Source organism: Rhizobium sp. CECT 9324 (assembly GCF_918741265.1).
Lineage (GTDB): Bacteria > Pseudomonadota > Alphaproteobacteria > Rhizobiales > Rhizobiaceae > Allorhizobium.
The window spans coordinates 4066267-4092500 of sequence record NZ_CAKKMZ010000001.1 but is presented as its reverse complement, the minus strand read 5'-3'; the positions used below and the strand labels follow the sequence as shown (position 1 = coordinate 4092500).

Genomic DNA, 26234 nt, shown 5'->3' with positions numbered 1-26234 from the left:
CCGAACCCGCATCTGTTGCAATAGATTGGGATGACTTGTGGCTAGGGGTGAAAGGCCAATCAAACTCGGAAATAGCTGGTTCTCCGCGAAAACTATTTAGGTAGTGCGTCGATCGAATACCCTCGGGGGTAGAGCACTGGATGGGCTATGGGGACTCACCGTCTTACTGATCCTAACCAAACTCCGAATACCGAGGAGTACTAATCGGCAGACACACGGCGGGTGCTAACGTCCGTCGTGAAGAGGGCAACAACCCTGACCTCCAGCTAAGGTCCCCAAGTCATGGCTAAGTGGGAAAGGATGTGAGGATCCCAAAACAACCAGGATGTTGGCTTAGAAGCAGCCATCATTTAAAGAAAGCGTAACAGCTCACTGGTCTAAATAAGGGTCTTTGCGCCGAAAATGTAACGGGGCTAAAGCCATGCACCGAAGCTGAGGATACGTCGCAAGACGTGTGGTAGCGGAGCGTTCCGTAAGCCTGTGAAGGGGTACCTGTGAGGGGCCCTGGAGGTATCGGAAGTGCGAATGTTGACATGAGTAACGATAAAGGGGGTGAGAGACCCCCTCGCCGAAAGACCAAGGGTTCCTGCTTAAAGTTAATCTGAGCAGGGTTAGCCGGCCCCTAAGGCGAGGCAGAAATGCGTAGTCGATGGGAACCACGTTAATATTCGTGGGCCTGGTGGTAGTGACGGATCGCACAAATCGTACATTCTTATTGGATTGAATGTGCGGTGGAGCGGTTCCAGGAAATAGCTCCACCCTATAGACCGTACCCGAAACCGACACAGGTGGTCAGGTAGAGTATACCAAGGCGCTTGAGAGAACTATGCTGAAGGAACTCGGCAAATTGCACGCGTAACTTCGGAAGAAGCGTGACCCCATTTTACGCAAGTGAGATGGGGTGGCACAGACCAGGGGGTAGCGACTGTTTATCAAAAACACAGGGCTCTGCGAAGTCGCAAGACGACGTATAGGGTCTGACGCCTGCCCGGTGCTGGAAGGTTAAAGGGAGAGGTGCAAGCTTTGAACTGAAGCCCCAGTAAACGGCGGCCGTAACTATAACGGTCCTAAGGTAGCGAAATTCCTTGTCGGGTAAGTTCCGACCTGCACGAATGGCGTAACGACTTCCCCGCTGTCTCCAGCATAGACTCAGTGAAATTGAATTCCCCGTGAAGATGCGGGGTTCCTGCGGTCAGACGGAAAGACCCCGTGCACCTTTACTATAGCTTTACACTGGCATTCGTGTCGGCATGTGTAGGATAGGTGGTAGGCTTTGAAGCTTGGACGCCAGTTTGAGTGGAGCCATCCTTGAAATACCACCCTTATCGTCATGGATGTCTAACCGCGGTCCGTTATCCGGATCCGGGACAGTGTATGGTGGGTAGTTTGACTGGGGCGGTCGCCTCCGAAAGAGTAACGGAGGCGCGCGATGGTGGGCTCAGACCGGTCGGAAATCGGTCGTCGAGTGCAATGGCATAAGCCCGCCTGACTGCGAGACTGACAAGTCGAGCAGAGACGAAAGTCGGTCATAGTGATCCGGTGGTCCCGCGTGGAAGGGCCATCGCTCAACGGATAAAAGGTACGCCGGGGATAACAGGCTGATGACCCCCAAGAGTCCATATCGACGGGGTTGTTTGGCACCTCGATGTCGGCTCATCGCATCCTGGGGCTGGAGCAGGTCCCAAGGGTTTGGCTGTTCGCCAATTAAAGCGGTACGTGAGCTGGGTTCAGAACGTCGTGAGACAGTTCGGTCCCTATCTGCCGTGGGTGTAGGAATATTGACAGGATCTGTCCCTAGTACGAGAGGACCGGGATGGACATATCTCTGGTGGACCTGTTGTCGTGCCAACGGCATAGCAGGGTAGCTATATATGGAATGGATAACCGCTGAAGGCATCTAAGCGGGAAACCAACCTGAAAACGAGTATTCCCTATCAGAGCCGTGGAAGACTACCACGTTGATAGGCCGGGTGTGGAAGCTCAGTAATGAGTGAAGCTTACCGGTACTAATAGCTCGATTGGCTTGATCGTTCTCATTGATCAATGTTCATCAGACCGCCAAAGGCGGTCGATGATGCAAAAACGTGTTCAAAAAAACGAGGTCCAAAGACCTTTACCAGCTTCTCACTATATTGCCCTTAGCTGACCTGGTGGTTATTGCGGGGTGGCTGCACCCGTTCCCATTCCGAACACGGCCGTGAAACGCCCCTGCGCCAATGGTACTTCGTCTCAAGACGCGGGAGAGTAGGTCGCTGCCAGGTCTGCTAATGGCAATATAGAAGGTGTTTAAACACAAAATACCGTATCTTCTCATTCCATCGTCGGCCCTGCCGAAATCATAGGGCCGCCCTCAAAGCGGTCCTTCTGCTTGTCGCAGAAACAGTGCGTCCCTTACCCGAGACAAATCCTAAAGGATTTGCTCGCCAATACGCGTAAATCCCAAACGGATTTACCCGGTCGGTATTTGCCTTCGGCAAAACCTTATAACGCGGGGTGGAGCAGCCCGGTAGCTCGTCAGGCTCATAACCTGAAGGCCGCAGGTTCAAATCCTGCCCCCGCAACCAAAATTACACATATACAAACCGCTCCCATCTGATGGGGGCGGTTTTTGCGTTTAAGGGGTTATGTCATTCGTCTAATCGTGATTGCATGGCGAGCCGCGGGGGAGGGACCGGTCAGGCGGCGCTGATCCGGTCTCCCCGCGGGCACCCAGTCTCACGACATGATCAATCCACCGTCGATATTGATCGTCTGTCCGGTGATATAGGACGCATCCCGTGATGCAAGGAAAGCGACGAGGGCGCCCACTTCCGCCGGCGTTCCGGCGCGGCCCATCGGAATGCCCTCGACCCATTCGGCCATCAGTTCACCGGGGCCGTAGGTGCCGAGCATTTCACCCCATACTCGGTCGTTGTAATCCCACATTTCGGTGTGGATGATGCCCGGGCAAATCGCATTGACCGTGATGCCTTCGCGGGCCAGTTCCTTCGCGAGGCTCTGGGTCAGGCCGATGACACCGAACTTGGATGCCGCATAATGCGGTGTGTAGATGAAACCCTGGCGCCCCTGGCCCGAAGCGGTATTGATCAGGCGTCCCTTCGTGCCGCTAGCGCGAAAGCGGCGAATTGCCTCCTGGCAGCACAGGAACACGCCCTTGGTATTGACGTCTAGGTTGAGGTCCCATTCTCGCTCGGTCAGGTTCTCGACCTTTGCGATGGTGATCACGCCGGCATTCTGGACCGAGACGGACAAGGGGCCGTGCCTCGCCTCCGCCTCCTCATATGTGTCTCTTACCGCTTGTGCATCCGCGACGTCGAGCACATAGCCAGTCACGTCGGCGCCGGTCTCTGCAGCCAATGCGGTGGCTGCCTCGGGTGTATCCCTGTCGATGGCGGCGATCACGACGGTTGCGCCTTCTTCGGCAAAGCGCCTGGCGATGCCTTGTCCTATTCCCTTGTTGCCTCCTGTGACAAACACCGTCTGGCCTGCATATCGTTTCATGGTCTCTTCTCTCCCTTGCGCAGCAGGCCGGCGGTTTGTCTCGGATGAGATCAGGCCGTCAGTCGTGCTGCCGTGAACTTGTCTGTGACGAAGACGTCGATGATGCCCAGTTTCAGTGCGCCGGCGATGGCCTGCGTCTTCGATTCACCGCCGGCGAGTGCCATCACACGGTCCGCTTTTCTCAACTCTTCCAGCGAAATGCCGATGACCCGTTCGTTGAGCGGTGTCTCTACCGGCTTTCCGTCTTTGTCGTAGAAGCGGAAGGAAATTTCGCCCACCGCGCCCGCCTCGTTGAGCATGGCCATTTCCTGCCGTGAGAAGACGTTGCCGGAGCGTGCCAGCAGTTCCGACGGTTCCACGGCGCCGATGCCAATGATGGCGAGGCTCAGTCGGCCGAAGAGGTCCATCGTGCCGCGTACCCCTGGATCGGCCAGCATGACGAGCTTTGCTTCACGCGATGAGGTAATGCCCTGCACGAGCAGAAGCCGCGGCTCCCCGCCGGTCAGCTTGGCCAGTCGTGCGGTCAATTGCGTGGCATGCGTCTGAACCGACGGTTCGCCCATGCCACCGAGAATCTGGACGATGGATTTGGCTTTGCCGTTCTTCAGCGGATGAATGTTATCGACCATGCGCAGGATCGTCTGGCTCCAGCTCGAGACACCGATGATCTCGTCCTGCTGGAGTGTAACTTCGAGAAAATGCGCCGCGGCTTCGCCGATGCGTGCCATGATGGCGCCGTCGCGATCTTCCGAACAGTCGATGACGATAGCCTCCGTCAAGCCGTAACGCGCGCGCAGGGCCGTTTCCAGATCGGCAAAGGTCCCTGGAGGCGGAATGACGGTGGTGCGGACGATGCCTTCCGCCTCGGCCCGTTTCAGCATGCGCGACACGGTTGCCTGCGACATGTGCATGGTGACGGCGATTTCTGCCTGGCGCTTGCCTTCGACATGGTACATCTGCGCAATGCGGGCAATCAGTCGAAGCTCGTTGAGGCGTCCCATGGTCCCTCCAGGGTGTGAATTTTTATTCACCCATAGTTGAAGTCGTGGGAACGGTCGAGCGGAAGATTGCGTCCTGCCAGACGTGCAGCCGCTCGGTGGCATCTGTCGGTCGAGGGGCGAGTGCCGTCCGGGGGCGGGGAAGTGCGGCGATCGCTGCAAGATCGGGCCAGATCCCCAGCGACAGGCCGGCAAGATAGGCGGCACCGAGGGCGGACGCCTCCGGCGCATCGCATTGGATGAGCTCATGATCAAGGGTGTCCGCAACGCATTGCATGAGGAACGTGTTCTGGCTCGGCCCTCCGTCGGCGTAGAGGCGGCCGAGTGGAACGGGAGATTGGGCAGACATCGCCTTGAAGACGTCATGGACCTGGAAAGCCATTGAATCGGTGACCGCCCGCGCCATCTGGGCGCGCGTCGTGTTGAAGGTGATACCGGAGAAAAGTGCGCGTGCGTCGGCATGCCAGTAGGGAGCGCCCAGTCCGACGAAGGCGGGCACGAAACCGGGGCCGGCAGGTGCCGCGGTTGCGGCCAGGTCGACCAGCGCCTGTATGTCCGCAAGCCCGAGTATCTCCGTCATCCACGGCAGGGCCGCGGCGGAAACGAGTATATTGCCCTCGAAAGCATAGGTCGGCTGGCCATCAATCGACCACGCGATGGTGGTGGTCATGCCGAGTTCAGGGGCGATAAAGCGGGGCAGGGTCGTCATGATCGACGAACCCGTGCCAAAGGTGACCTTCCCGTCCCCCGGACTAAAGGCACCATGGCCGAACAAGGCGGCATGGCTGTCTCCGATGGCTGCAGCGATCGGAATGCCGTCCGCAAGGCCGGGAACGTTGCGCGTCTCTCCGAACAGGGCCGCGCTGTCGCGAACCTGCGGCAAGGCCGATTTCGGGACGCCGAACAGATCGCATAGCTCGTCGCTCCAGACTTGACGGTTGAGATCGTAGAGCTGGCTGCGCGCCGCGTTGGATGCGTCGCAGGCATGAACAGTGCCATCCGTCAGGCAATGGATCAGCCAGGAATCGATCGTTCCGAGACGAACGGGTCTGCCGGCCGGCGCGCGATCGAGCAGCCACTTCATCTTTGGGCCGGGAAACATCGGGTCGATCGGCAGACCCGTCAGGGCCTGAACCCGGGCGGAATGCCCGGCAGCATTCAACTCGGCGCAGTCCGGCGCACTCCTTCGGCATTGCCAGCTGATCACGGGGCCGAGAGGTTTGCCCGTCTCGGCGTCCCAGATGGTGACCGATTCGCGCTGGTTCGAGATCGCCAATCCCGCAATCTCGACCGTCGGTCCGTTGGCGAGGCATGCGGCAATCGCTTCCTGCACGGACGCCCAGATGCGCTCGGGGCTTTGCTCGACCCAGCCGGGTTGCGGGTGCGCAATGCCAACCGGCGAAGACCCGCGCGACAGGATGTCGCCGGTGGTCGAGACAAGCACCGCCTTCGAATTTGTGGTGCCCTGGTCAAGGGCGAGGATCGCGGTGGTCATGCTGGCTCCAGCGAAGGTGGAATGCGGCCGGCGCAGGGCCGCGTCCTGTTGTTAACACGGTTATCCGCGACGAGCGGCTTTTCTGGCAATCAATGCCTTGGCCGCCGACGCAATGCCATCGGGCGACATGCCGAACTCGTCGAGCAGGGCTTCCGCTGATCCGGTCGGCGCGAATATGCCGGGCACGCCAAGGATCTTCATTGGCACGGGTGCCTCCGCGACAACGACTTCCGCGATTGCCGAGCCAAGGCCGCCGAAGGTCGAGTGTTCTTCCGCGGTCAGGATGGCGCCGGTCTGCTGTGCAGCGGCGATGATCGCATCGGCGTCGATGGGCCTTACGGTCGCCATGTTCAAGACGCGCACTTCAATGCCGTCTGCCGCCAGCAGGTCGGCTGCCTTCATCATGCGATGGGTCAAGGTGCCGTTGGCGATCAGCGTCAGCGCATCGCCATCGCGCAGCACATTGGCCTTGCCGAGCTCGAACCTGTGCCCGGGGGGGAGAAGATCCGGAACGCCGACACGGGAAAGGCGCAGGAAAACCGGCCCCTCGTATTGTGCAGCCCATTCGACGGCGGCTGCCGTTTCGATCGAATCGCAGGGTGCGATCACCGGCAGGTTCGGCAGCACGCGCATCCAGGCAAAATCTTCGATGGAATGATGCGTGGGTCCCAGTTCACCATAGGCCATGCCCGAGGAGATACCGATCAGTTTCACATTGGCATTCGAATAAGCGATGTCGGCCTTGATCTGTTCCAGCGAGCGGCCGGTGAGAAAACAGGAGGCGCCACAGACGAAGGGCACAAGGCCGCCATTGGCAAGACCGGCGCCAACGCCGACCATGTTCTGTTCGGCGATGCCGACATTGACCAGACGGTCCGGCCATTTGGCCTTGAAGCCCCCAAGCTTGGAGGATCCGACGGAATCGTTGCAGACGGCGACGATCTTGGAGTTGTCGGCCCCGAGACGTTCCAGCACGGAAACAAAGGCGTCGCGGCAATCATGGAGTTTGGGAGATGTCGTCACGGCATTCATCATAGAACCTCCGAAAGCTCGGCCACGGCAATTTTAAACTGTTCTGCATTCGGCACCTTGTGGTGCCAGTCGACCGTGTCCTGCATGAAGGAAACTCCATGCCCCTTGTTGGTATGGGCGACGATGCAATGCGGGCGCGTCGTGCGATACTGCAGGGCCGGGACAATCTCATTCATGGCGTTGCCGTCGATTTCCGACACTTGCCAGCCGAAGGCTTCCAGCTTGGGAGGGAAGGGCGCCATATTGTTGGTGTCCTTCAAGGATGCGCCCTGCTGGAACCGATTGTGGTCGATGATCAGGGTCAGGTTGTCGAGGCCAAACTGGGCCGCCGATGAAATCGCCTCCCAGTTCGAGCCTTCCTGCATCTCGCCGTCGCCTGTCAGCACATAGGTGTGATAGCCGGCGCCCGTCAGCTTGGCGGCCTTGGCCATGCCCACTGCAACGGGTAGCCCATGGCCGAGTGGGCCGGTATTCGTCTCGACGCCCGGCACCTTGTTGCAGTTCGGATGCCCATTGAGCCGCGAGTGCGGCTTGAGGAAGGTGGAGATTTCCTCCTCCGGCAGGAAGCCGCGCTTGGCGAGCGTGACGTAGAGCGCCAGCGCGACATGGCCCTTCGACAGCACGAACCGGTCTCGGTCCGGGTGTTTGGGCTGCTCAGGCCAGATGCGCAGGACATGAAAGTAAAGCGCGGTCAGGATGTCGATGGCCGACATTTCACCGCCGATATGGCCGGCGCCTGCTTCGTAAACCGCTTGCAGATCGCGAAGGCGTATCTCTCGGGCGATGCGGTCGAGATCATTCGGCTGCATGAAATCCTCGTCGTGAATAATTATGCGATAGATGATATAATTGCATTTGTTGCCTCCGTGTCAAGCGGATCGGCCGAAAATATTCTGGCGCGACCGGATCTCTGCGCTGTTGACAGGGTGTGCTTCCATCGGCTACGAATTTCCACACAAGCATGAATAATTATGCTGCAGCCGAAAAGCGGTGCGGTGTTTGAATTTGGGAGGGCTGGATGCTCGCGTCCGCAACAGATGAAAATCGAAACGCAGGTTCCGGTGTGTTTTCCGTGCTGAGAGGCGCGACAGGACCGCTGATCGGGCTGATCCTGCTGTGCATCTTCCTTTCCTTTGCGACCGACAAATTTATGTCTGCCCGCAACCTCCTCAACATTCTCGACCAGATCACCGTGCTCGGCATCATGGCGGTGGGAATGACGCTGGTCATCCTGATCGGAGGGATCGATCTTGCCGTCGGGTCGGTGATGGCTTTGACGATGATGGTGATGGGCTATCTCGCCAATCAAGTGGGCTTGCCGCTGGTGCTCGGGATCGTGCTGGCGCTGGTCGCGGCCGGTGTGACGGGGGCTATCTCGGGTCTTCTGATCACGGCGCTCGGGGTGCCGGCCTTCATCGCGACGCTTGCGATGATGTCCGTTGCCCGTGGTCTCGCCAATATGATCACCGACGGTCAGCAGATCGTCGGGTTTCCGTCCTGGTTCAGCCTGCTCGCCTATACCCGCTTCGGCGGTTTCCTGACCTTGACCGTCGCCATCATGCTGGTGGTCTTCGTGCTTGGCTGGCTCTATCTGCGCTACACGTCCGGCGGCCGCTCGCTTTATGCGATCGGCGGCAATCAGGAAGTGGCGCGGCTCGCCGGCATCAACGTCAATCTCTACACGGTCGGGGTCTATGTGGTTTCGGGTCTGTTGGCGGGGCTTGCGGGCGTCGTCCTGGCGATGCGGCTGGACTCGGTCCAGCCGACGGCCGGCGTCTCCTATGAGCTTGATACGATTGCGGCCGTCGTCATCGGCGGGACCAGCCTGAGCGGCGGCAAGGGCGGTATTCTCGGAACGATCATCGGTGTGCTGATCATCGGCGTGCTGCGCAATGGCCTCAATCTGCTGGGTGTTTCACCCTTCACGCAGGCCGTTGTCATCGGCGTGGTGATTGCGCTCGCGGTGGCGGCGGAGGCTTTCAAGCGAAAATGAAATTTGGCTTTGCGCCAAAGTCCGGCGGCGCTGCTGCCGGTTCACCGCCAGGCGAGACGCCAGGCAAAAACTTCGGTCCTGCGATGGTAGCGGGTGCCCGAATACAACGGAGGAGATCTACCATGAAATTCAAGACAGTTGTTCTGGCTGCCGCAGCATTGGCGACCACAGCCCTTTATCCCCTCGGCGCTTCGGCCGCCGAAGTGAAGAAGATTGGCCTCGCGGTTTCCAACCTCCAGGCAGACTATTTCAACCAGATCAAGATCGGTGTCGAAGCCTATGCCAAGGAGAAGGGCATTGAGGTCATCACCGTGGACGCCAAGAACGACGGCGCGACGCAGGTCAGCCAGGTTCAGGACCTGCTGACGCAAGGCATCGATGCCTTCATCTACATTCCCGCCGGCGCTGCGGCTGCCGCAGTCCCGACCCGTCTCGCCAAGGAAGCCGGCATCCCCGTCGTCAACGTCGACCGCAACGCCGACGGCGCACCGGGGGACACCTTCATTGCCACCGACAACGCCACGTCCGCCTACGAAGTTTGCAAACACATCATCGGGCTCGCTGGCGGCAAGGGCAAGATGCTGATGATCCATGGCCAGAAGGGCACGACGCCTGAAGTCGAGCGCACAAAGGGCTGCATGCAGGCACTCGGCGAGAATTCCGGCGTTGAACTGGTTGCCCAGCAGTGGAGCGAGCAGTGGTCGCAGGCCGAAGGCCTGAATATCGGCCAGAACCTTCTGCAGGCCCATCCGGATGTTTCGCTGATCTTCGCCCAGGCTGATGGTCTGGCACTGGGCGCGGCCCAGGCGGTGAAGGTTTCCGGTGTCTCACAGCGGGTCTATGTCGGCGGTTTCGATGGTGACACGACGGCTCTGCCGATCCTTGCTACCGGCGGCTTCGATGCGACTGCGACCCAGCAGGTTCGCGGGATCGGTCGTCTGGCCGTCGACAGCGCCATCAAGCTGGCCGCTGGCGAAAAGCTTCCGGCCGAGCAGTTGCTCCCCGGCTTCCTGACGACGCCGGACAATGCTGCCAAATATGTTGCCGAGCATCCCTGATCCAGATCGGAAGACAGTGCCATGACTGCCAAGGACCTCCCTCCCATCCTCTCCCTCCGCCAGATCCGCAAGACCTACGGATCGCTGGAGGTGCTTCACGGCATCGATCTCGATGTCGGGGCTGGGGAAGTCGTGGCGCTGCTTGGTGAGAACGGCGCCGGGAAATCGACCCTTTCGAGGATCATTTCCGGCGCCGTTCAGCCGACCTCTGGTGAAATGAGCTGGTTCGGGGCGTCCTACGCCCCGGCCTCCCCCCGCGCGGCGATGGATGTCGGCGTTGGCATGATCCACCAGGAACTGAAGCTCCTGCCACAGTTGTCGATTGCCGAAAACGTCTTCGTCGGGCGCTACCTGATGAAGGGCGGGCGCGTCGACCGCCATGCCATGGAACAACGCGCTCATGCGGGCCTGCAGCGGCTCGGGCTGGATGTCTCGCCGCGCCGCCTCGTCGAAGGTCTTTCCACGGCGAAGCAACAGTTGATCGAAATCGCCAAGGCGATGACGCTGAATGCCAAGCTCCTCATTCTCGACGAGCCGACGGCGGCACTCGGTGGCGAGGAAACGCAGTTGCTGTTCCGGCAGATCGAACGGCTGAAAGCCGACGGCGTCGGCATCATCTATATTTCCCACCGGCTGGAGGAAATCCGGCAGATCGCCGACCGGGTTGTCGTGATGCGCGACGGTGCCAAGGTGCAGGAGTTCGACAGCGGCAATGTGCCGGTGCGTACCATCGTGGAGGCCATGGTCGGCCGCTCGCTGGACCGCATGTTTCCGGCCATTCCCGAGCCCCACCAGGATGTGGCACTGGAAGTTCGCAACCTGTCCTCTCCGTCCCGGACCTTCAACAATATCAATTTTGCGGTCCGGCGCGGCGAAGTCTTCGGGATTGCCGGCCTGGTCGGGGCGGGGCGGACCGAACTGGTGCGCGCCATCACGGGCGCCGATCCAATCGCCAGCGGCGACGTTGTGCTGAATGGCGACATCATCCCCCTGCGATCGCCGCGTGATGCGATCCGCCGCGGCATTGTTCTCGTCCCCGAAGATCGCAAGCTTCAGGGCCTTGTCCTTGAGCATTCCATCCAGGAAAACATCGGTTATGCCAATCTGGAGGAAGTCTCGCGCCGTGGTTGGGTGACGTCGCGGCGGCTCAGCCAGTTTGCCGACACCTATATCCAGAAATTCGGGGTCAAGGGTCGTGTTGGCCAGACTGCCGGAGAACTGTCCGGCGGTAATCAGCAGAAGGTCGTGCTGGCGAAATGGCTGGCGCGCAAGCCGAGGGTCGTCGTCCTGGATGAGCCGACCCGCGGCATCGATGTCGGTGCGCGGTCGTCGATCTACGATACGATCATGGATCTTGCCCGCGAGGGTGTTGCGGTGATTGTCGTGAGCTCGGATCTGGAAGAGGTGCTGGGCGTCTCCAACCGCATCCTGGTCATGGCGCAGGGAAAGCAGGCCGGAATCCTGGACCGCAAGGACGCCAACGACGTCTCGGTCATGGAACTGGCAACGATCTGAAAGGGAATCGAAATTCATGTCGGACATCACACTCAATGCACCAAAGCTGTTTGATCTCAGCGGCAATGTCGCCCTGGTCACGGGGGCGGGCAGCGGCATAGGCCAGCGGATCGCCATAGGACTTGCCCAATGCGGCGCCGATGTCGCGTTGCTGGACAGGCGCACGGACGAGGGCCTTGCCGATACCGCCAGATTCATCGAGGCGACCGGCCGCCGCAGCATCAGGATCGCTGCCGATGTCACCCAGTCGGCCGCGCTGAACGACGCCGTGGCGCGCACGGAAGCGGAACTGGGGCCGCTGACGCTTGCCGTCAACGCAGCCGGCATCGCCAATGCCAGTCCGGCCGAGGAGATGGAGGAGAGCCAGTTTCAGACGATGATGGACATCAATCTGAAGGGCGTGTTCCTGTCTTGCCAGGCGGAGGCCCGAGCCATGCTGAAGAACGGGCGCGGATCAATCGTCAATATCGCCTCGATGTCCGGCGTGATCGTCAATCGCGGCCTGAACCAGTGCCACTACAATGCGTCGAAGGCCGGCGTGATCCATATGTCGAAATCCATGGCCATGGAATGGGTCGGCCGCGGCATCCGGGTCAACACCATCAGCCCGGGTTACACCGCAACGCCGATGAATACACGCCCCGAGATGGTGCATCAGACCAAGCTGTTCGAGGAGCAGACGCCGATGCAGCGCATGGCGAATGTCGACGAAATGGTCGGACCGGCGGTGTTTCTCCTGTCGGATGCTGCAAGCTTTGTCACCGGCGTCGATCTGCTCGTGGATGGCGGTTTCTGCTGCTGGTGAGACGGGCAACGTTCTGGACAGGCAGCGAATTTCCTTGCTGCCTTCCTCAGAGTGCTGCGGGCCCAGGCCGGGCTATGTCTTTCGCCACTTCGACGATCAGGGACCTTAGCCACCGGTGGGCGGGGTCGTGCCGGTAGCGCACATGCCATGCCATCTCGACGGGAAATCTTCCAAGATCCACGGGCGCAGGCAGGACCCGTAGCCGCGGGTCTTGCGCCAGTCTTTCGCAAATGTGACTCGGCAGCGTGGCGCAGTAATCGGTGACCGCGATCATTTCCGGGACAGCGAGAAAGTGTGTCACGGAGACTGCGACGTCGCGTGTGAGCCCCTGCTGCCCAAGGGCCTGGAAAAGACCGATACGCATGCGGCCGGGCGGAAGCACGTTCACATGCTTCAGCCCCTCGTACTGTTGCCGCGATAGGCTATCACGAATCTCGGGGTGGCCAATCCGAACGACGCATGCCAGGCCATCGTTCATCAGGTGTTGAACCACAAGATTGTCAGGCGGATCGACGATACGACCGAGAACCATGTCGGTCGCCCCCGACATTGCTCCAGTCTCGATGACATCGTTGCCGAATGGTGTGAGGCGGACCCTTATGCCCGGCGCCTGGTCACGCAACCGACGGACGATCTCTGGCATCAACACAAATTCGACGTAACTGTTGGGAGCGATCGTAAACAGTCGCGTTGCCTGATGCGGATCAAAATCCTGTTGGCCGCGGACCACGTCGTCAATACTGGCCAATGCAGCGGCGATGACCGGCGCCAGTTCCTCTGCCATTTGCGTGGGCTTCATCCCATATCGTTCGCGGATGAACAGCGGGTCGCGCAAGGTGTCGCGCAGTCGGTTCAGAGCGTTGGAAAGGGCAGGCTGCGTCATTCCCAGTCTGGCTGCGGCGCGCGTCACATTGCGCTCTTCCATCAAGGTCAGGAAAACGGGCAGCAGGTTCAGGTCATATTTCATCCAGTTATAATGCCAGAACAATATCTAAGATAGAAGAAATAAATTTCCTGAATTCGATTGGGTTTGGCATTGTGAGCCATCGGAAGCAAACGGATTGCATCTGTCTAAAAAGGACATCGATATGAAAATTCTCATGGTTCTCACGTCGCATGACGAACTGGGCGACACTGGCCGCAAAACCGGATTTTGGCTGGAAGAGTTCGCTGCGCCCTATTACGCATTCCTTGACGCTGGCGCTGACGTCACCGTCGTGTCCCCGAAGGGCGGTCAGCCGCCCCTCGATCCCAAGAGCGACGAGCCTGGCTTCCAGACAGAGCAGACGCGCCGGTTCAAAGCCGATCCGGCAGCGCAGGCTGTCCTCGCATCGACGGTCAAGCTCGCCACGGTTTCCCATGAAGGCTACGACGCAATCTTCTATCCGGGCGGGCATGGTCCGCTCTGGGACCTTGCCGAAGATCGAGCCTCGATCGCGCTGATCGAAGATACCTATGGCGCCGGCAAGCCGATCGCCTTCGTCTGCCATGCACCTGGCGTGCTGCGTCATGTCAGGTCTGCGGATGGTGCGCCGCTGGTCCGGGGCAAGAAGGTCACCGGTTTCAAGAACTCGGAAGAGGCCGGCGTAGGCCTGACCGATGTTGTGCCGTTCCTGGTGGAAGACATGCTCAAGCAGAATGATGGCGTCTATTCGAGCGGCGATGACTGGGCGTCCCATGCGGTCAAGGACGGCTTGCTGATTACCGGCCAAAATCCGGGTTCATCGGTCGAGACGGCCGACCTGCTGCTGGCCGCACTCCGTGCCAACGCCGCCTGATGGTGCTTTGATCAGGGGGCTATCGTGAATGGCCGAGACCCATGCCAGCGCAATGCGAAAGGCATGGTTGCTGTCTTTTCCAGGATCCTGAAGCACAGTGATTGCCGGTATCGAACAGGTTTACCGGCAATCGCTTGTTCCCGTCACCCGACACGCGAATGATGCCAAGGGGGATCGCGGCGTTCGAAGCCGCAATCTTCTGCAACTTTGGGCTCTGTTCCTGCCGTTCACGGAAAACCTATGCGCGGCGATAGTGCAGCGGGTCGGCGACCGGGACGGCGGACATCAGTTCGCGAGTGTAGTCGTCGCGCGGGTTTTCAAAAATCTGACGGCGCGGGCCATGTTCGACGATACGACCGCTGCGCATCACCGCAACGTCATGTGACATCTTCTCGATGACCGCCATATCGTGCGAGATGAACAGGTAGGCGAGCCCCATCTGCTCCTGCAATTCCAGCATCAGGTCCAGTACCCTTGCGCGGACAGACACGTCGAGCGCGGCCACGCTTTCGTCGGCGACGATCAGCTTCGGCTCGAGCGCCAGCGCCCGGGCGATGCAGATCCGCTGGCGCTGGCCGCCGGAAAACTCGTGCGGATAGCGGGTTGCCGCGTCCGGCGTGAGGCCGACGCGGCGCAGGAGATTGGCCAGCCGGTCCTGCCGCTCGGAAGCATTGCCAATCTGGTGGATCACCAGCGGCTCGATGATGGCCGCCCCGACGCTCATGCGCGGATCGAGCGAGGCATAGGGGTCCTGGAAGATCATCTGGGCCGAGCGCCGGATCGGTCGCATGGTACGCGCAGACACACCGTGAACCTGCTGTCCGTCGATCGCCACGCTGCCGGAAAACGGGATCAGGTTGAGCACAGCCTTGCCGGTTGTCGACTTGCCGGAGCCGCTTTCCCCGACCAGGCCAAGGGTCTGTCCGGCCTTGATCGAGAAGGAGACGTTGTCGACGCTGGGGGCGGATGGCTTTGACGTGCCGAACCATCCGGCCTTTGCGGCATAGGTGACGCTGAGACCTCTGACATCCAGCACGGTGGATGCAGGTAACGTCGGGATCGGAGCATTGGTGACTCGCGGCGGTGCTGTTGTGCCCGCGTGGGCGCCGAGCCTTGGCACGGCTGCAAGCAACTGTCGGGTGTAGAGTTCAGCCGGCTTGCCGAAGATCTCGATGACGCCGCCCTGTTCGATGACACGGCCATGCTGCATGATCGCAACCCGGTCGGCCATTTCGGCGACCACGCCCATGTCGTGGGTGATCATCAGGATCGAGGTATTGAACTCGCGTCGAAGCCCGCGCATTAACGTCAGGATCTGGGCCTGAACGGTGACGTCGAGTGCCGTGGTCGGCTCGTCGGCAATCAGGACCTTGGGCCGGCATGACAGCGCCATGGCGATCATCACGCGCTGGCGCATGCCGCCCGAAAGTTCGTGAGGATATTGTTTCATGCGGGCTGCGGCATTGCTGATCTGCACGGCGTCCAGCATGGCTCTTGCCGTTGCGTCTGCACCGCTGCCCTGATCGGCCTGATGTTCGCGGATCGTCTCGACCAGCTGTTCGCCGATCGTCATCACCGGATTGAGCGAGGTCATCGGCTCCTGGAAGATCATGGCAATCTCACCGCCGCGGATCCGGCGAAGCGCCCGATGGGAAATGCCGAGAATGCTGCGATCCTCAAGCTTTATGTCGCCCGACGCTACTTTCAGCGATGCCTTCGGCAGCAATCCCATGATCGAGAGCGATGTCACGGACTTGCCTGAGCCGGATTCTCCGGCAAGGCAGAGCGTCTCTCCGGGGCCGAGATCGAAGCTTACGTGATCGAGAATTCGTTTCAGGCCATCCGGGGTGCGGGCGTCGACCGTCAGATCCCGGACGGAGAGAACCGGTACAGGCACAGGCAGAGTGCGGTCCGTCACGCGAACACGATCCTCGGGAAATAGAACGAGACCACCCAGTTGGGCATGTCGACGATCTCACTGATCCTGAGATCACCGCATACGGAGCAGAGCATATAGGCGTCGACCGGATTCAGGCCGTGTTCGGCCGACAGCAGATCGACCATGCGCATGACGGCTTCGCGCGCGCCCGTCATCAGGTCCGGACCGATGCCGGTGGTCACTTCGTAGCCGGCACTATCGAGGTGGCTGGTGACGGGGCCGTTGGTGGTGAAGCGAGGCGACTGGAGGTTGGCGCCCTTGACCAGATCAAGCGTCAATTCGACATTCATCTGGCTTTCGATCGCCGTGCCGCAGACTTCGCCGTCGCCTTGCGCCGCATGGGTGTCACCAACCGAGAACAACGCGCCCTCGACCTCGATCGGCAGATAGAGCGTGACACCGGCAGTCAGGTCGCGGATGTCCATATTGCCGCCGACGCGGCGGGGCGGGACCACGGAATGCAGGCCGATTTCGGCCGGTGCGACGCCGATCGTGCCGGTGAAGGGCTTCAGCGGTACGCGACCACCCGGGCCGAAGGCGGATGGCGTCATGCTGACCGTGTCGTAGGACCAGACATGCAAAGCGGGATCCTTGAACTGGTCGGCGAGCAGGCCGAAGCCCGGAATGTTGGCGGTCCAGCCATGGCCGGAGGGATGAAACTTGCGGATGGTGACCTTGAGCGCGTCGCCAGGTTCTGCACCTTCGACATAAACCGGGCCGGAGACCGGATTGATCTTGCCGAAGTCGAGATTGGCCAGCGTCTCGAGCGTCGCGTCGCGGCCGAGCTGGCCACCGGACGAATCGAGGCACTCGAACAGGATGGTCTCACCGGGTTTGGCCGAAAGCGCCGGCGGAAAATCCCTGTTCCAGCCGAAATTATGCTGCGCGCGGTGGATGGTATGGGTGCAGGCGACGCACATGGCAGGTCTCCGTTCAGCGGTTTTCAGTTCGTATTCGGTCCCTAGCCGGCCCCTCTCGCTTGACGAAGAGGGGCCGGGATCGGGGCAATCCGGCTCGACGTGTTACTTCACGAAGATCGCGTCGTAGTTGATGACGCGGGTCGGATCGATATAGATATTGTCAGGTCCGCCCATGCGGGTCGACTTGGCGACGACACGGCGCTCATTGATGACCGGCACCCAGGGGGCGTCCGCCATGATGTCCGTGAAGATCTTGCCCCAGGCTGCCTGACGTTCTGCAACCTTGGCCGGGTCAGACATGGAGTCGGCCTCGACAGCACGCTTGTCGAGCGCTTCGTTGCAGTACCATGACCAGTTCCAGCCGCCCTGAACAGCGCCGCCGCAACCGAGGATCGGGCCGTAGAAGTTGGACGGATCCGGGAAGTCGGCGATCCAGGCCATGCCACCGGACCAGATCATCGGCGCTTCGCCTTCGGTGCCGCCGGCGGCGATCACGTTGCCCTGGGCCAGCGCACGGACTTCCGCCTTGATGCCGATCGCGGCGAGATCCTGCTGGATCGCCTGGGCAATGCGCGGCTGAGGATCGGTGTTGGTCGAGAAGAGCACGGTCTCGAAGCCGTCGGCATAGCCGGCTTCGGCGAGCAATGCCTTGGCCTTGTCGACATCGTAGCCATAGCCGGTAAATGCCTTGTCATAACCCGGCATCAGCGGTGGAAGCGGCTGGTTGGCGGGCGTGGCGCGGCCGTTCAGGATGCGGGTGATGCGCTCCTTGTTGATCGCCATGTTGACCGCCTGGCGTACCTTGACGTCGTCAAATGGCTTCACCTTGGTGTTCAGCGTGACATAGCCGGTATGCAGCTGTTCGCCATCGACGATCATCTGGGCGCCTTCCGGCGAGTTCTTGATCTCGAGGAACTTGGCCGGCGGGATGCCATCGCCGGCGATGTCGACTTCGCCCTTCTGCAGGCGCAGAAGCGCAACCAGCGGCTCCTGACCAACTTCGACGGTAACGCTGTCGATATGCGGGATGCCCTTGATGTAATAGTCGGGATTGCGCTCGAAGCTCAGTTTCTGGCCAATCGTCCAGTCTTTGAGGACCAGAGTGCCAGAGCCGACGGGCTTCTTGCCGAAATCGCCGGCTGCGGCTTCGACCGCTTCCTTCGGCACGACGGATGCGAAGTTGATCGCCAGGACATGCAGGAAGGTGGCATCCGGGCGCGACAGCTTGAAGACGACGGTGCCGTCGTCCGGCGTCTCGATGCCCGACAGGGTTTCAGCGGTGCCGCCGGTCATGTCGGCGAAGCCGTTGATTGCGCCGAAGAAACCGGCGCCGGGGCCTTGGGTTTTCGGGTTGATGGCGCGCTCGATCGAGTATTTGACGTCGGAGGCAACGACTTCGCGACCGTTGGAGAACTTGACGCCCTTGCGCAGCTTGAACTCATAGGTCAGGCCATCGGGCGACACGGTGAAGCTTTCGGCCAGCGACGGGACCAGGTTGGCCGTGCCGGGTTCGTAGTCCATGAGCCGGGAGAAGAGGCTCTTGATCATCGACCAGTTGACCCAGTCATAACCGATGGCCGGGTCGAGCGTGGTGATGTCGTCCTTGTAGGTGACGACAATATCGCCACCATTTGTCTGGGCCTGTGCCACGATCGGCAGCGTGGCCAGGACGGCTGCAGTCGTTGATGCGAGTAACCAGCGTTTGAACATGTTTCTGTTCCCCTTTTTGTTGTGCTTCAGTGTGAACGGATGCGCGGGTCGATCATCGGCGCGATGAGGTCGGCGACGAGATTACCGATGATGATGGCGAGGGCGGAGGTCAGGGTGACCCCCATGATGATCGGGATATCGACCTGCTGGATGGCCTGCCAGGCAAGCTGGCCGATACCAGGCCAGCCATAGACGGCCTCCACCACCACAACGCCGCCCATGAACTGGCCGATATCGATGCCGATCATGGCGATGATGGGCAGGATGGCATTGGGCACGGCGTGGCGCAGAATGATGCGGCGGGCCGAAAGGCCCTTGGCCCGGGCGGTGCGGATATAATCCTGGTTGAGCACGTCGATCATCGCCGAGCGTGCCATTCGGGCATACCAGCCGGCACCCAGGATGCCGAGCGTCATGGCGGGCAGCACGACATGGGCAAAGCTGCCATAGCCGCTCATCGGGAACCAGCCGAGCGTTGCGGCGAACAGATAGAGCAACAGCAGGGCGACAACGAATTGCGGCGCCGAGACGCCGATGAAGGCCGAGGCCATGACCAGCCTGTCGGTCCAGCCGCCGCGATTGAGCGCGGCGGTGATGCCGAGCGTCAGGCCGAGCACGACTTCGACAAAAATTCCGGCGGCCATCAGAACCAATGTGGCCGGCAGGCGCGCGATGATCAGGGTGACGACCTGCGTCTTCTGGGCGTAGGAGCGGCCGAGATCGCCTTGCATCAGGTTGCCCAGATAATGCAGGAATTGGGTGACCAGCGGCTGGTCGAGGCCGAGTTCGCGGCGGATATTGGCAACCGTCTGGGCGGTGGCGCTGCGTCCGGCGATGATGCGGGCGGGATCTGCCGGCAGTGCATAGAGCAGCACGAAGGTGATCGCGGCAACGCCGAGAAGGATGAGCGCCGATTGCACGAACCGTTTTGTCAGCAAAGCTAGCATCAACCTCTCCCGCGTTGTGTCGGATCGAGAATGTCGCGCAGCGCGTCACCGACGAGGTTGAAGGCGAGTGCGGTCAAGAGGATGAGCGCGCCGGGGAAGAAAACCAGCCAGGGGGCGGCCTGGAAATAGCTCTGGCTTTCGAAAATGATATTGCCCCAGGACGGTTGCGGCGGCTGGACGCCGACGCCGAGGAAGGAAAGCGTTGCCTCGAGCAGGACGGTGGTTGCTATGCCGAGCGTGCCCCAGACGATGGCGGTCGGGACCAGATGCGGCAGGATATGCCGGAACACGATGCGGCCATGTCCGGCACCCAGTGCGCGTTCGGCCATGATGAAGTCACGCTCAACCAGGCCGCGGGTTTCGGTGTAGACGATGCGCGCCACCTGGACCCAGTTGACCAGCGCAATCACCATGGCGACGATCCACAGGCTGGGCTTGAGGATGGCCGCCAGCACGATGGCCAGCAACAGCGCCGGAAAGGCCATCATCAGGTCGGTGAAGCGCATGAGAACCGTGCCGACCCAGCCGCGCATGTAGCCGGCAGTCATGCCGACAAAAAGACCGATCGTGACTGCTACGCCATTGGCGACGAGGCCGATGATCAGCGAGGTCCGCGCGCCGTAGAGCAGACGCGAGAAAAGGTCACGGCCAAGCGTATCGGTGCCGAGCATGAACTGGCCGCCGGGCGGCATGGGCGCACCTTCGAGCGTCAGGCCGTCGAACATCTGGTTGTCGGGATCGAACGGGGCGATCAACGGCGCACCGAGTGCGAGGATCAGGACCGCAAGAATGATGGCGAGGCCGAAGAGGGCCGATGGCTGACGGGCGAGTTCCTTCAGCGCCCGCATTTGCCGACCTCGCGCAGTGTTTCCGAACCGCAGAGAAAAAAGGCGGCGATCTGTTCGATCGGCAGACGGCGGCGCATGGCGCACTCCCTGAGGACGGAATAGGCATCGTCCTCGTCGATCTGGCGTTCACTGGTCAGCCGCGCGATGGCGGCATAGACGACCGGGCGCAGCTTCAACCGCTCTTCCAGATGCGCGATCTGCCGCTCGGCAGCAAGGCGCGCTTCATGGGTCGAGACGGCGAGCACCACGGCTGGGTAGATTGCCGAAGCGGTCACCGGCTTGGCAATGATCGCGCCGGCGCCCTGGCGGATCGCCCAGGAGATGCGGCCCGGCGCTTCCGACCCGAGCAGGGCGACGACCGGGCGCGAAGGTTTGCCCGTACCCCAGGGCAGGAGTTCATCCCAGCCGCGGTCGGCGTCGACCAGAACGAGTTCCGGCATGTCGTTGGCTTCGATCGGGCTCCACTGGCAGTGCACGCCGATACCCAGAAGGCTGAGCTGGCGACGCAGACGCTCCGTATTGCCATCCTCTTCGGTAAGGATCGTGGCTCGCCATCCGGTGAAATTCGGGGTCCGCGTGATCATGATACCACCCTCAACTTCGGCTTGAGGTTCATGGTCGCTCCGGTGAGATAGGGGTCAGCCGGCAAAGCCTTGCGGGTCGCGATCACGTCGAAGCCGTCATCGGCATTGATCTGTCCAAGGAGGAAGGGCAGTGCCGCGTGATTGGTGTCAGGGTCAATGCGCATGTCGCCGAAGAGTGTCGGCCAGCTTTGCGAGACAATCGTGCCGCGCACCTTGTGCGGCTCTTCCGATCCGGCCGCCTCGATGGCCGCGATACACAGATTGACTGCGGTATAGGCGCTGGCAAAGACGCTGGAGACCTTGCGTTCCCCAGGGTTCCACGCCTGCAGACGTGCCTTGAAGGCCAGGTTTTCGGCCGTGTCGAGGCTGTCGAAATAGGATGCGGCGCATAGCTGGCCAATGCCGGCACCCTGCTTGATATCGGTCAGCTCACATTCCTGCAGGTCGCAGCTTGCGACAGGACAGTTCTCAGGCAGGAAGGTGGGATCACGCGCGCCGAGTTTCCTCATGGCTGCCAGGAAAGCGTAGCTCGACGGGCCGATCAGATTGTTCAGGATGAAGCTTGGCCGCTTTTCGGCGATATCGGCGACAATCCTTTCGACATCGGTCTCTTCCAGCGGCAGATAGCGCTCGCCCAGAACGGTGCCGCCGACATTGTTGATCAGTTCGCGAGCGAGCCGGTTCATTTCCCAGCCCCAGACATAGTTGGCGCCGACCAGATAGGGTCGTGCGCCGTGTCGCGGAATCAGGTGCTCGAACAGCGGGATGAGATGCTGATTGGGACATCCGCCGATGTAGAGGACATTCTCATTCGCCTCGAAGCCTTCATACGGACACATGTACCACAGCAGGCCGTCGTGTTTCTCGACCAGCGGGATGACTTCCTTGCGCGCGGCAGAGGTAATGGTGCCGACGATATGGCGGCAGCCCTGATCGCGGATCAGGTGGCGCGCCCCTTCGACATAGGCAGCGAGATCGGCATGTGGATCGAAAAAAGCGAGCTCGACCTTGCGGCCGCCAGCGGTGCGATAGTCGTGATAGGCAAAATCGGCGCCATCGCGGGCGTCGCGACCCATCGAGCCGTAAGGCCCGGTGGTCGAATAGAGGATGCCAATCTTCACGGTCTCTTGCATCAGAAATCCAAACACAAAAAATCCCACAACGCGGTTCCCGGAAACCGGGGCGTTGTGGGGCGCTGTTGCCCTGCGACGGACGAAGTCATGTGGTCAGTTTGGCACGATATGCCCAGAACTTGAGCGTGATTAAAATACGGTCACATGGTCTTTGTCAAGCGGGTCTGTGGGCAAGCCGGTGGGAAGTTTCCGCAGGCTATCGGCGCTGCCAGCGGCGGGCATCTACCCGTAAAAACGTAGATTGTCGAGCATTCTCAGGATTGTTCCGATCTTCCCAGACCGCCGCAGATCGCTTCAGTCCGGGACGCTGGATTGAGTTTCGGCACTTGATCCCGATGCAAACGGATCTATGATCCACGCATTCCTAAATCATGATATTCGGGAGTCGTCATATGCGTGGTTTGCTTGGTCTTTTTCTGTGCGTCATGCTTGCCTTTCCGGCGGCTACTCCGGCTGAAGCACAGGTCAACATCAATATTTCGGTTGGCTCCAATATCAGCAATGGGCGATCGATCACCTGTCAGGAGGGACGCGATCGGTTGCGCCGTCATCGCTTCCGCGACATCCGCACCGTCGATTGCCGGGGCCGGTTCTTTGTCTATCGCGCGACCCGGGACGGGCGGCGTTTCGAGATTGCTCTCAATCGCAACAATGGACGTGTGGTCGATATGCGCCGTGTGGGACGGTAGATCCTGACGCCGGATGGCGCCGCCAATTGTCGTCTCAGCGTAGCAGAAAGCCGATGACGGCTGCATTGGCAAGATCGATGAAAAAGGCCGAAACCAGCGGTACGATGATGAATGCCATCGGTGCCGCACCATGGGACTTGGTGATCGCCGCCATGTTGGCGATGGCCGTTGGTGTGGCCCCGAGCGTAACTCCGCCAAAGCCGGCCGAAATGACGGCGGCATCATAGTTCTTTCCCATGGCCGGGAAGACGGCGAGAAGAATGTAGATCACCGTCGCTGCGGTCTGAAGAAACAGGATGACAATCAGGGCAATTCCAAGCCCTCCCAGCGCCCAAAGCTGCATGCTCATCAGGGACATGGCGAGGAAGACGCTGAGCGACAGATCCGAGATCAGCGAGAGGGCTCGAGATCCCGACGGCCAGGGAAGCCGTGGTGCGACGAGCGGCACAAGATTGGTCATGGCGATGGCGCACAAAAGGCACATCACGAACAGGGGCAGTTTGATGCCGATGTCATCGACCAGTTCGTGCAGGGCGTAACCCGCGAGGATGGCGAGGTTCATGACAAACAGCGTCTGCAACAGGCTGTGGTAGCTGACATCGTCGGCATGGCGCGCGCCGGCGTCGGTCGGCACGCCGACGGTCAATTCTTCCTTGTCGGGGCCATTGAGACCATGTCGCTGTATCAGGTGATGCGCCAGGGGGCCGCCGATCAGGCTTGCGATGACCAAACCCAGGGTGGCGCTGGCAATGCCGATCTCCAGCGCGTTGGTCACGCCGAAGCGTTCCTGCACCAGAGGCGCCCAGGCGATTGTCGTGCCATGGCCGCCGATCAGGGAGGCCGATCCGAGGAAGATGGCCAATCCGTCAGGCAGTCCAAACAATGCAGCACCCGTCAAGGCAATGGCATTCTGGATCAGCAGGAATGCCAGCGTCAGGGCTAGCAGGATCAGGAGCGGGCGTCCGCCGCGCACAAGATCGGCAAACCGTGCATTGAGGCCGATACCGGTAAAGAAATAGAGCAGCAGCATGTCGCGGGCGCCGAGGGAGAAAATGATTTCGGTCGACATCATGCTGTACAGCGCCAGTGTGCACAGTGCCGCCAACAGCCCGCCGCTGACCGCTTCGGGTATGTTGAAACGGCCAAGAGCGGGGATAGACCGGTTCAGCAGGCTACCAACGAAAAACACCAGGATCGCGATCGTCACAGTCAAAAGGCCGGGCACTTGAATGGTGGTCACAGCGTGGATCTCCCGAATGTCGTTCGAAGGGTGCTTCGGCTTGCCCCTGACGGTTGGAACGATCGGGGCCGGAGGTCAGAACTGCAGGCGACGCAGGATGAAGGGTAGCTTGTCCGAAGGCGCGAGCTTGTCGAGGCTCTGCGTGTCCTGATAGCTGGCTTGAATGAAATGATGTCTCGCGTCGCTCGGCGTGTAGCTGAACTCCCGCTTGAAGGCGCGGCTGAAGTCGGCGCCGTCGCTGAAGCCCAGGCGCTCGGCAATCTCCTGAATTCGGCAAGGGTTTTGCGCGTCGACCAGACGCTTGTGCGCCTCACACAGCCTTTGCCGCTTGATGTAGCGATGAATGCCGCCCACCGGCTCGAACAGATTGTAGAGCTTGGTGCGCGACATGGCCATTTCACGCATCAGCAGGTCAGGGCCGAGGACTGGATTGTAGAGGTTCTGCTGGATGAACTTGCGCGCACGTTCGATCAGGGTCGCTGCGAACTGGTCCTTCGAGGCGTTGATCCTGTCGGCGGAAGGGGCGACGCAAGCGATGACCATGTCTCTGGTCGCGTGCGCCACTGCGCTGGCCTCGGTCGTGGTGACATACGGCAATTGTGCAACAAGGCATGTGATGTAGGAAGACAGCATCTGGCCCATCGGGCCGCCGATCGACTGGAAGGCGACACTGTCGAGCACATGCTGGCTGTCGGAGCAAAAACTGCGCGGGATCCAAAGCATGATGAAATTGCAATCGGTCAGCGAGCCGCTGAACCGACTGCCAAGCGGGTGGATCTGCAGAAGCCTCGACGATGAAACATACTGATCGCCACTGGCTTCCGTCCGGCACGTTCCGTCGAGAAACAGCGTCAGGCACCAATGGTCAAGTCCGCTGTTCTTCATCTGCATTGGCCAACTGATGAAATCGAGGCTTTTAACTCTGATTTCCGCCAGCGCAATCTCACCCAGATCCCACAGGACCTGCTCGCCGGAAAATGTGCTTGCGCAGGTTGTCGGGCTCACTTTCAGGTCCACCATCGGCTCGTAGCTGTGACGCCAGGCGGAAAAACGGTCGGCCCTGTCAATCTGTTCGGTGGAAAAGCAATGGGGCAGCAGCGCCGAGGTTGAGACGCTTTTGTCCGCAGGCACAACCTGGGGAAACAAGTGTGCTGTTTCAGAACTGGTATGCCGCTCGAAAACTGTCATACAAATACCCAAGCGATCACTATTTCTAGCTTCGTTTACAACTTCTTGGAGTTTTATGCACCACTAAAACATCATAGCTGTTTTTTCGCATATCATAACGTTGAAAGCGAAAGTTCTGCGGTGTCGTCCAATAAAAGTCGATGCTTACACAACCAGAGGAGGTCGAAGATGGATTTGCAGGGCGGGCCGCAAGGCACACGCGTGACGTCGGTCCGTCAGGCCTGGCGGATCGTGCCTCCCCGCATTCCCACCGCTGATCAGGCCTGTTTTTCGGCGGCAGCCAATGCGTCGCGCAGAACTTGCTCCTTTGTCTCGTCCAGCGAGGATTTCAGGACAACGCCGCCGAATGGTGCAATTTCTTTCAGCACCTTGTCTTCGGTCATTTCCTTGACGAGAACAAAAAGAGCGGCATGGCCCGGGGTCAGGTTGGCCGCAAGTTCCTTCATGAATGGATCATTGATCCCGACATCAGTCAGGGCACCGCTGACAGCGCCGGATGCCGTGCCGACGGCAACACCGAGCAAGGGGTTGAGAAAGATCACCCCGATCAGCAGACCCCAGAAACTACCAGAGGCTGCGCCGGCCGCTGTCGTGTTCATCAACTGGTTCAGCTTGATCTTGCCGGCTTCAGTCTTGGTGGCAATCACCGCATCGCCGAGTTTGATGATGTACTCCTTTTGCAAGTCCAGCAGTTTGGAGCGGACGTCTTCGGCCTGTTTTTCGTTCGGATAGACGATTGCGATCAGTGTGGACATTGGCAACTTCCTCTTGAAGCACAGAGAGCGGGTTCGTGGTCGATGGTACTGCTTGTGATCGCGTCTGCGCGGCGGGTGACAGTGTTGCAGTCCGCTGCAAGATCCA

General features: G+C 60.4%; 22 protein-coding genes, 1 tRNA gene and 2 rRNA genes (1 of these 25 running past the window's edge). 9 read left to right on the top strand and 16 right to left on the bottom strand.

The window, feature by feature from the left end; genetic code table 11:
- From LQ231_RS19715 to LQ231_RS19705, 3 genes are all read left to right on the top strand, one after another.
- Nucleotides 1–2031, top strand: a 23S ribosomal RNA gene (locus tag LQ231_RS19715) (it extends 767 nt beyond the left edge of the window).
- Between the two features lie 115 nt (nucleotides 2032–2146).
- Nucleotides 2147–2261 (top strand): 5S ribosomal RNA (gene rrf, locus LQ231_RS19710).
- A gap of 226 nt (nucleotides 2262–2487) precedes the next feature.
- Nucleotides 2488–2564, top strand: a tRNA-Met gene (locus LQ231_RS19705).
- Between the two features lie 151 nt (nucleotides 2565–2715).
- Here the strand turns inward: LQ231_RS19705 and LQ231_RS19700 are convergent.
- Genes LQ231_RS19700 through LQ231_RS19680 form a run of 5 tightly spaced genes read right to left on the bottom strand, consistent with a single transcriptional unit; the run spans nucleotide 2716 to nucleotide 7835 of the window.
- Entirely contained in the window at nucleotides 2716–3501 is a 786-nt protein-coding gene (locus LQ231_RS19700) for an SDR family oxidoreductase (protein WP_230173137.1), read from the bottom strand.
- Between the two features lie 50 nt (nucleotides 3502–3551).
- Nucleotides 3552–4502, bottom strand: a complete 951-nt coding sequence (locus tag LQ231_RS19695; protein WP_230173135.1) for a sugar-binding transcriptional regulator — start codon at nucleotides 4500–4502, stop codon at nucleotides 3552–3554.
- A gap of 22 nt (nucleotides 4503–4524) precedes the next feature.
- Nucleotides 4525–5994, bottom strand: coding sequence for an FGGY-family carbohydrate kinase (locus tag LQ231_RS19690; RefSeq protein WP_230173133.1), 1470 nt, complete (start codon nucleotides 5992–5994; stop codon nucleotides 4525–4527).
- 60 nt (nucleotides 5995–6054) lie between these two features.
- The gene (locus tag LQ231_RS19685; protein WP_230173430.1) at nucleotides 6055–7026 is read right to left on the bottom strand and encodes a transketolase family protein; all 972 of its coding nucleotides are present in this window, start codon (nucleotides 7024–7026) and stop codon (nucleotides 6055–6057) included.
- Entirely contained in the window at nucleotides 7026–7835 is an 810-nt protein-coding gene (locus LQ231_RS19680; protein ID WP_230173131.1) for a transketolase, read from the bottom strand. Before LQ231_RS19680 ends, LQ231_RS19685 begins: the two co-directional genes overlap by 1 nt.
- Nucleotides 7836–8044: 209 nt before the next feature.
- Here LQ231_RS19680 and LQ231_RS19675 point away from each other — a divergent pair, with 209 nt between their 5' ends.
- The 4 genes from LQ231_RS19675 to LQ231_RS19660 all read left to right on the top strand — a co-directional run bounded on the left by LQ231_RS19675 (nucleotide 8045) and on the right by LQ231_RS19660 (nucleotide 12397).
- On the top strand, nucleotides 8045–9019 hold the full coding sequence (locus tag LQ231_RS19675) for an ABC transporter permease (RefSeq protein ID WP_113142946.1): 975 nt from the start codon (nucleotides 8045–8047) through the stop codon (nucleotides 9017–9019).
- A gap of 122 nt (nucleotides 9020–9141) precedes the next feature.
- Nucleotides 9142–10077: a substrate-binding domain-containing protein gene (locus LQ231_RS19670; RefSeq protein WP_230173129.1), complete on the top strand. Its 936-nt coding sequence runs from the start codon at nucleotides 9142–9144 to the stop codon at nucleotides 10075–10077.
- 21 nt (nucleotides 10078–10098) lie between these two features.
- The gene (locus LQ231_RS19665; protein WP_230173127.1) at nucleotides 10099–11592 is read left to right on the top strand and encodes a sugar ABC transporter ATP-binding protein; all 1494 of its coding nucleotides are present in this window, start codon (nucleotides 10099–10101) and stop codon (nucleotides 11590–11592) included.
- Nucleotides 11593–11608: 16 nt separating this feature from the next.
- Complete coding sequence (locus LQ231_RS19660) at nucleotides 11609–12397, top strand: SDR family oxidoreductase (protein WP_230173125.1); 789 nt, start codon at nucleotides 11609–11611, stop codon at nucleotides 12395–12397.
- Nucleotides 12398–12443: 46 nt separating this feature from the next.
- On the opposite strand, the gene LQ231_RS19655 is transcribed toward LQ231_RS19660, so the two are convergent.
- The gene (locus LQ231_RS19655; protein WP_113143022.1) at nucleotides 12444–13364 is read right to left on the bottom strand and encodes a LysR family transcriptional regulator; all 921 of its coding nucleotides are present in this window, start codon (nucleotides 13362–13364) and stop codon (nucleotides 12444–12446) included.
- Between the two features lie 121 nt (nucleotides 13365–13485).
- Between LQ231_RS19655 and LQ231_RS19650 the strand changes: the two genes are divergently transcribed.
- Entirely contained in the window at nucleotides 13486–14175 is a 690-nt protein-coding gene (locus LQ231_RS19650) for a type 1 glutamine amidotransferase domain-containing protein (RefSeq protein WP_230173123.1), read from the top strand.
- Nucleotides 14176–14413: 238 nt separating this feature from the next.
- On the opposite strand, the gene LQ231_RS19645 is transcribed toward LQ231_RS19650, so the two are convergent.
- The 7 genes from LQ231_RS19645 to LQ231_RS19615 form a co-directional block, all read right to left on the bottom strand.
- Entirely contained in the window at nucleotides 14414–16093 is a 1680-nt protein-coding gene (locus LQ231_RS19645; RefSeq protein WP_230173121.1) for an ABC transporter ATP-binding protein, read from the bottom strand.
- Nucleotides 16090–17034, bottom strand: a complete 945-nt coding sequence (locus LQ231_RS19640; protein WP_113142951.1) for an acetamidase/formamidase family protein — start codon at nucleotides 17032–17034, stop codon at nucleotides 16090–16092. Before LQ231_RS19640 ends, LQ231_RS19645 begins: the two co-directional genes overlap by 4 nt.
- A gap of 102 nt (nucleotides 17035–17136) precedes the next feature.
- On the bottom strand, nucleotides 17137–18744 hold the full coding sequence (locus tag LQ231_RS19635; protein WP_113142952.1) for an ABC transporter substrate-binding protein: 1608 nt from the start codon (nucleotides 18742–18744) through the stop codon (nucleotides 17137–17139).
- A 26-nt stretch (nucleotides 18745–18770) separates the two neighbouring features.
- Nucleotides 18771–19691: an ABC transporter permease gene (locus LQ231_RS19630; RefSeq protein ID WP_230173118.1), complete on the bottom strand. Its 921-nt coding sequence runs from the start codon at nucleotides 19689–19691 to the stop codon at nucleotides 18771–18773.
- Complete coding sequence (locus tag LQ231_RS19625; protein ID WP_113142954.1) at nucleotides 19691–20539, bottom strand: ABC transporter permease; 849 nt, start codon at nucleotides 20537–20539, stop codon at nucleotides 19691–19693. The genes LQ231_RS19630 and LQ231_RS19625 overlap by 1 nt, the downstream gene beginning before the upstream one ends.
- Complete coding sequence (locus tag LQ231_RS19620) at nucleotides 20527–21120, bottom strand: ANTAR domain-containing protein (protein ID WP_356636912.1); 594 nt, start codon at nucleotides 21118–21120, stop codon at nucleotides 20527–20529. The genes LQ231_RS19625 and LQ231_RS19620 overlap by 13 nt, the downstream gene beginning before the upstream one ends.
- Nucleotides 21120–22256, bottom strand: a complete 1137-nt coding sequence (locus LQ231_RS19615; protein WP_230173114.1) for a transporter substrate-binding protein — start codon at nucleotides 22254–22256, stop codon at nucleotides 21120–21122. The genes LQ231_RS19620 and LQ231_RS19615 overlap by 1 nt, the downstream gene beginning before the upstream one ends.
- A 392-nt stretch (nucleotides 22257–22648) precedes the next feature.
- Between LQ231_RS19615 and LQ231_RS19610 the strand changes: the two genes are divergently transcribed.
- Nucleotides 22649–22945 (top strand): hypothetical protein, encoded by a 297-nt coding sequence (locus tag LQ231_RS19610; protein ID WP_113142955.1) that lies wholly within the window; start codon nucleotides 22649–22651, stop codon nucleotides 22943–22945.
- Between the two features lie 34 nt (nucleotides 22946–22979).
- Here LQ231_RS19610 and gltS read toward each other — a convergent pair whose 3' ends face one another.
- The 3 genes from gltS to LQ231_RS19595 form a co-directional block, all read right to left on the bottom strand.
- Nucleotides 22980–24185, bottom strand: a complete 1206-nt coding sequence (gltS, locus tag LQ231_RS19605; RefSeq protein ID WP_230173112.1) for a sodium/glutamate symporter — start codon at nucleotides 24183–24185, stop codon at nucleotides 22980–22982.
- A gap of 75 nt (nucleotides 24186–24260) precedes the next feature.
- Entirely contained in the window at nucleotides 24261–25373 is a 1113-nt protein-coding gene (locus LQ231_RS19600; protein ID WP_230173110.1) for an AraC family transcriptional regulator, read from the bottom strand.
- Between the two features lie 257 nt (nucleotides 25374–25630).
- Complete coding sequence (locus LQ231_RS19595) at nucleotides 25631–26128, bottom strand: DUF1269 domain-containing protein (protein ID WP_113142958.1); 498 nt, start codon at nucleotides 26126–26128, stop codon at nucleotides 25631–25633.
- Nucleotides 26129–26234: the final 106 nt, after the last annotated feature.

Bases quoted from the DNA above. Each gene is read 5' to 3' on its own strand.
- LQ231_RS19615 (WP_230173114.1), bottom strand. From the start codon at position 22,256: ATGCAAGAGACCGTGAAGATTGGCATCCTCTATTCGACCACCGGGCCT.
- LQ231_RS19690 (WP_230173133.1), bottom strand. From the start codon at position 5,994: ATGACCACCGCGATCCTCGCCCTTGACCAGGGCACCACAAATTCGAAG.
- LQ231_RS19635 (WP_113142952.1), bottom strand. From the start codon at position 18,744: ATGTTCAAACGCTGGTTACTCGCATCAACGACTGCAGCCGTCCTGGCC.
- LQ231_RS19675 (WP_113142946.1), top strand. From the start codon at position 8,045: ATGCTCGCGTCCGCAACAGATGAAAATCGAAACGCAGGTTCCGGTGTG.
- LQ231_RS19655 (WP_113143022.1), bottom strand. From the start codon at position 13,364: ATGAAATATGACCTGAACCTGCTGCCCGTTTTCCTGACCTTGATGGAA.
- LQ231_RS19650 (WP_230173123.1), top strand. From the start codon at position 13,486: ATGAAAATTCTCATGGTTCTCACGTCGCATGACGAACTGGGCGACACT.
- LQ231_RS19640 (WP_113142951.1), bottom strand. From the start codon at position 17,034: ATGTGCGTCGCCTGCACCCATACCATCCACCGCGCGCAGCATAATTTC.
- LQ231_RS19595 (WP_113142958.1), bottom strand. From the start codon at position 26,128: ATGTCCACACTGATCGCAATCGTCTATCCGAACGAAAAACAGGCCGAA.
- LQ231_RS19610 (WP_113142955.1), top strand. From the start codon at position 22,649: ATGCGTGGTTTGCTTGGTCTTTTTCTGTGCGTCATGCTTGCCTTTCCG.
- LQ231_RS19700 (WP_230173137.1), bottom strand. From the start codon at position 3,501: ATGAAACGATATGCAGGCCAGACGGTGTTTGTCACAGGAGGCAACAAG.
- LQ231_RS19625 (WP_113142954.1), bottom strand. From the start codon at position 20,539: ATGCGGGCGCTGAAGGAACTCGCCCGTCAGCCATCGGCCCTCTTCGGC.
- LQ231_RS19665 (WP_230173127.1), top strand. From the start codon at position 10,099: ATGACTGCCAAGGACCTCCCTCCCATCCTCTCCCTCCGCCAGATCCGC.
- LQ231_RS19660 (WP_230173125.1), top strand. From the start codon at position 11,609: ATGTCGGACATCACACTCAATGCACCAAAGCTGTTTGATCTCAGCGGC.
- LQ231_RS19630 (WP_230173118.1), bottom strand. From the start codon at position 19,691: ATGCTAGCTTTGCTGACAAAACGGTTCGTGCAATCGGCGCTCATCCTT.
- LQ231_RS19600 (WP_230173110.1), bottom strand. From the start codon at position 25,373: ATGACAGTTTTCGAGCGGCATACCAGTTCTGAAACAGCACACTTGTTT.
- LQ231_RS19670 (WP_230173129.1), top strand. From the start codon at position 9,142: ATGAAATTCAAGACAGTTGTTCTGGCTGCCGCAGCATTGGCGACCACA.
- LQ231_RS19680 (WP_230173131.1), bottom strand. From the start codon at position 7,835: ATGCAGCCGAATGATCTCGACCGCATCGCCCGAGAGATACGCCTTCGC.
- LQ231_RS19695 (WP_230173135.1), bottom strand. From the start codon at position 4,502: ATGGGACGCCTCAACGAGCTTCGACTGATTGCCCGCATTGCGCAGATG.
- LQ231_RS19685 (WP_230173430.1), bottom strand. From the start codon at position 7,026: ATGAATGCCGTGACGACATCTCCCAAACTCCATGATTGCCGCGACGCC.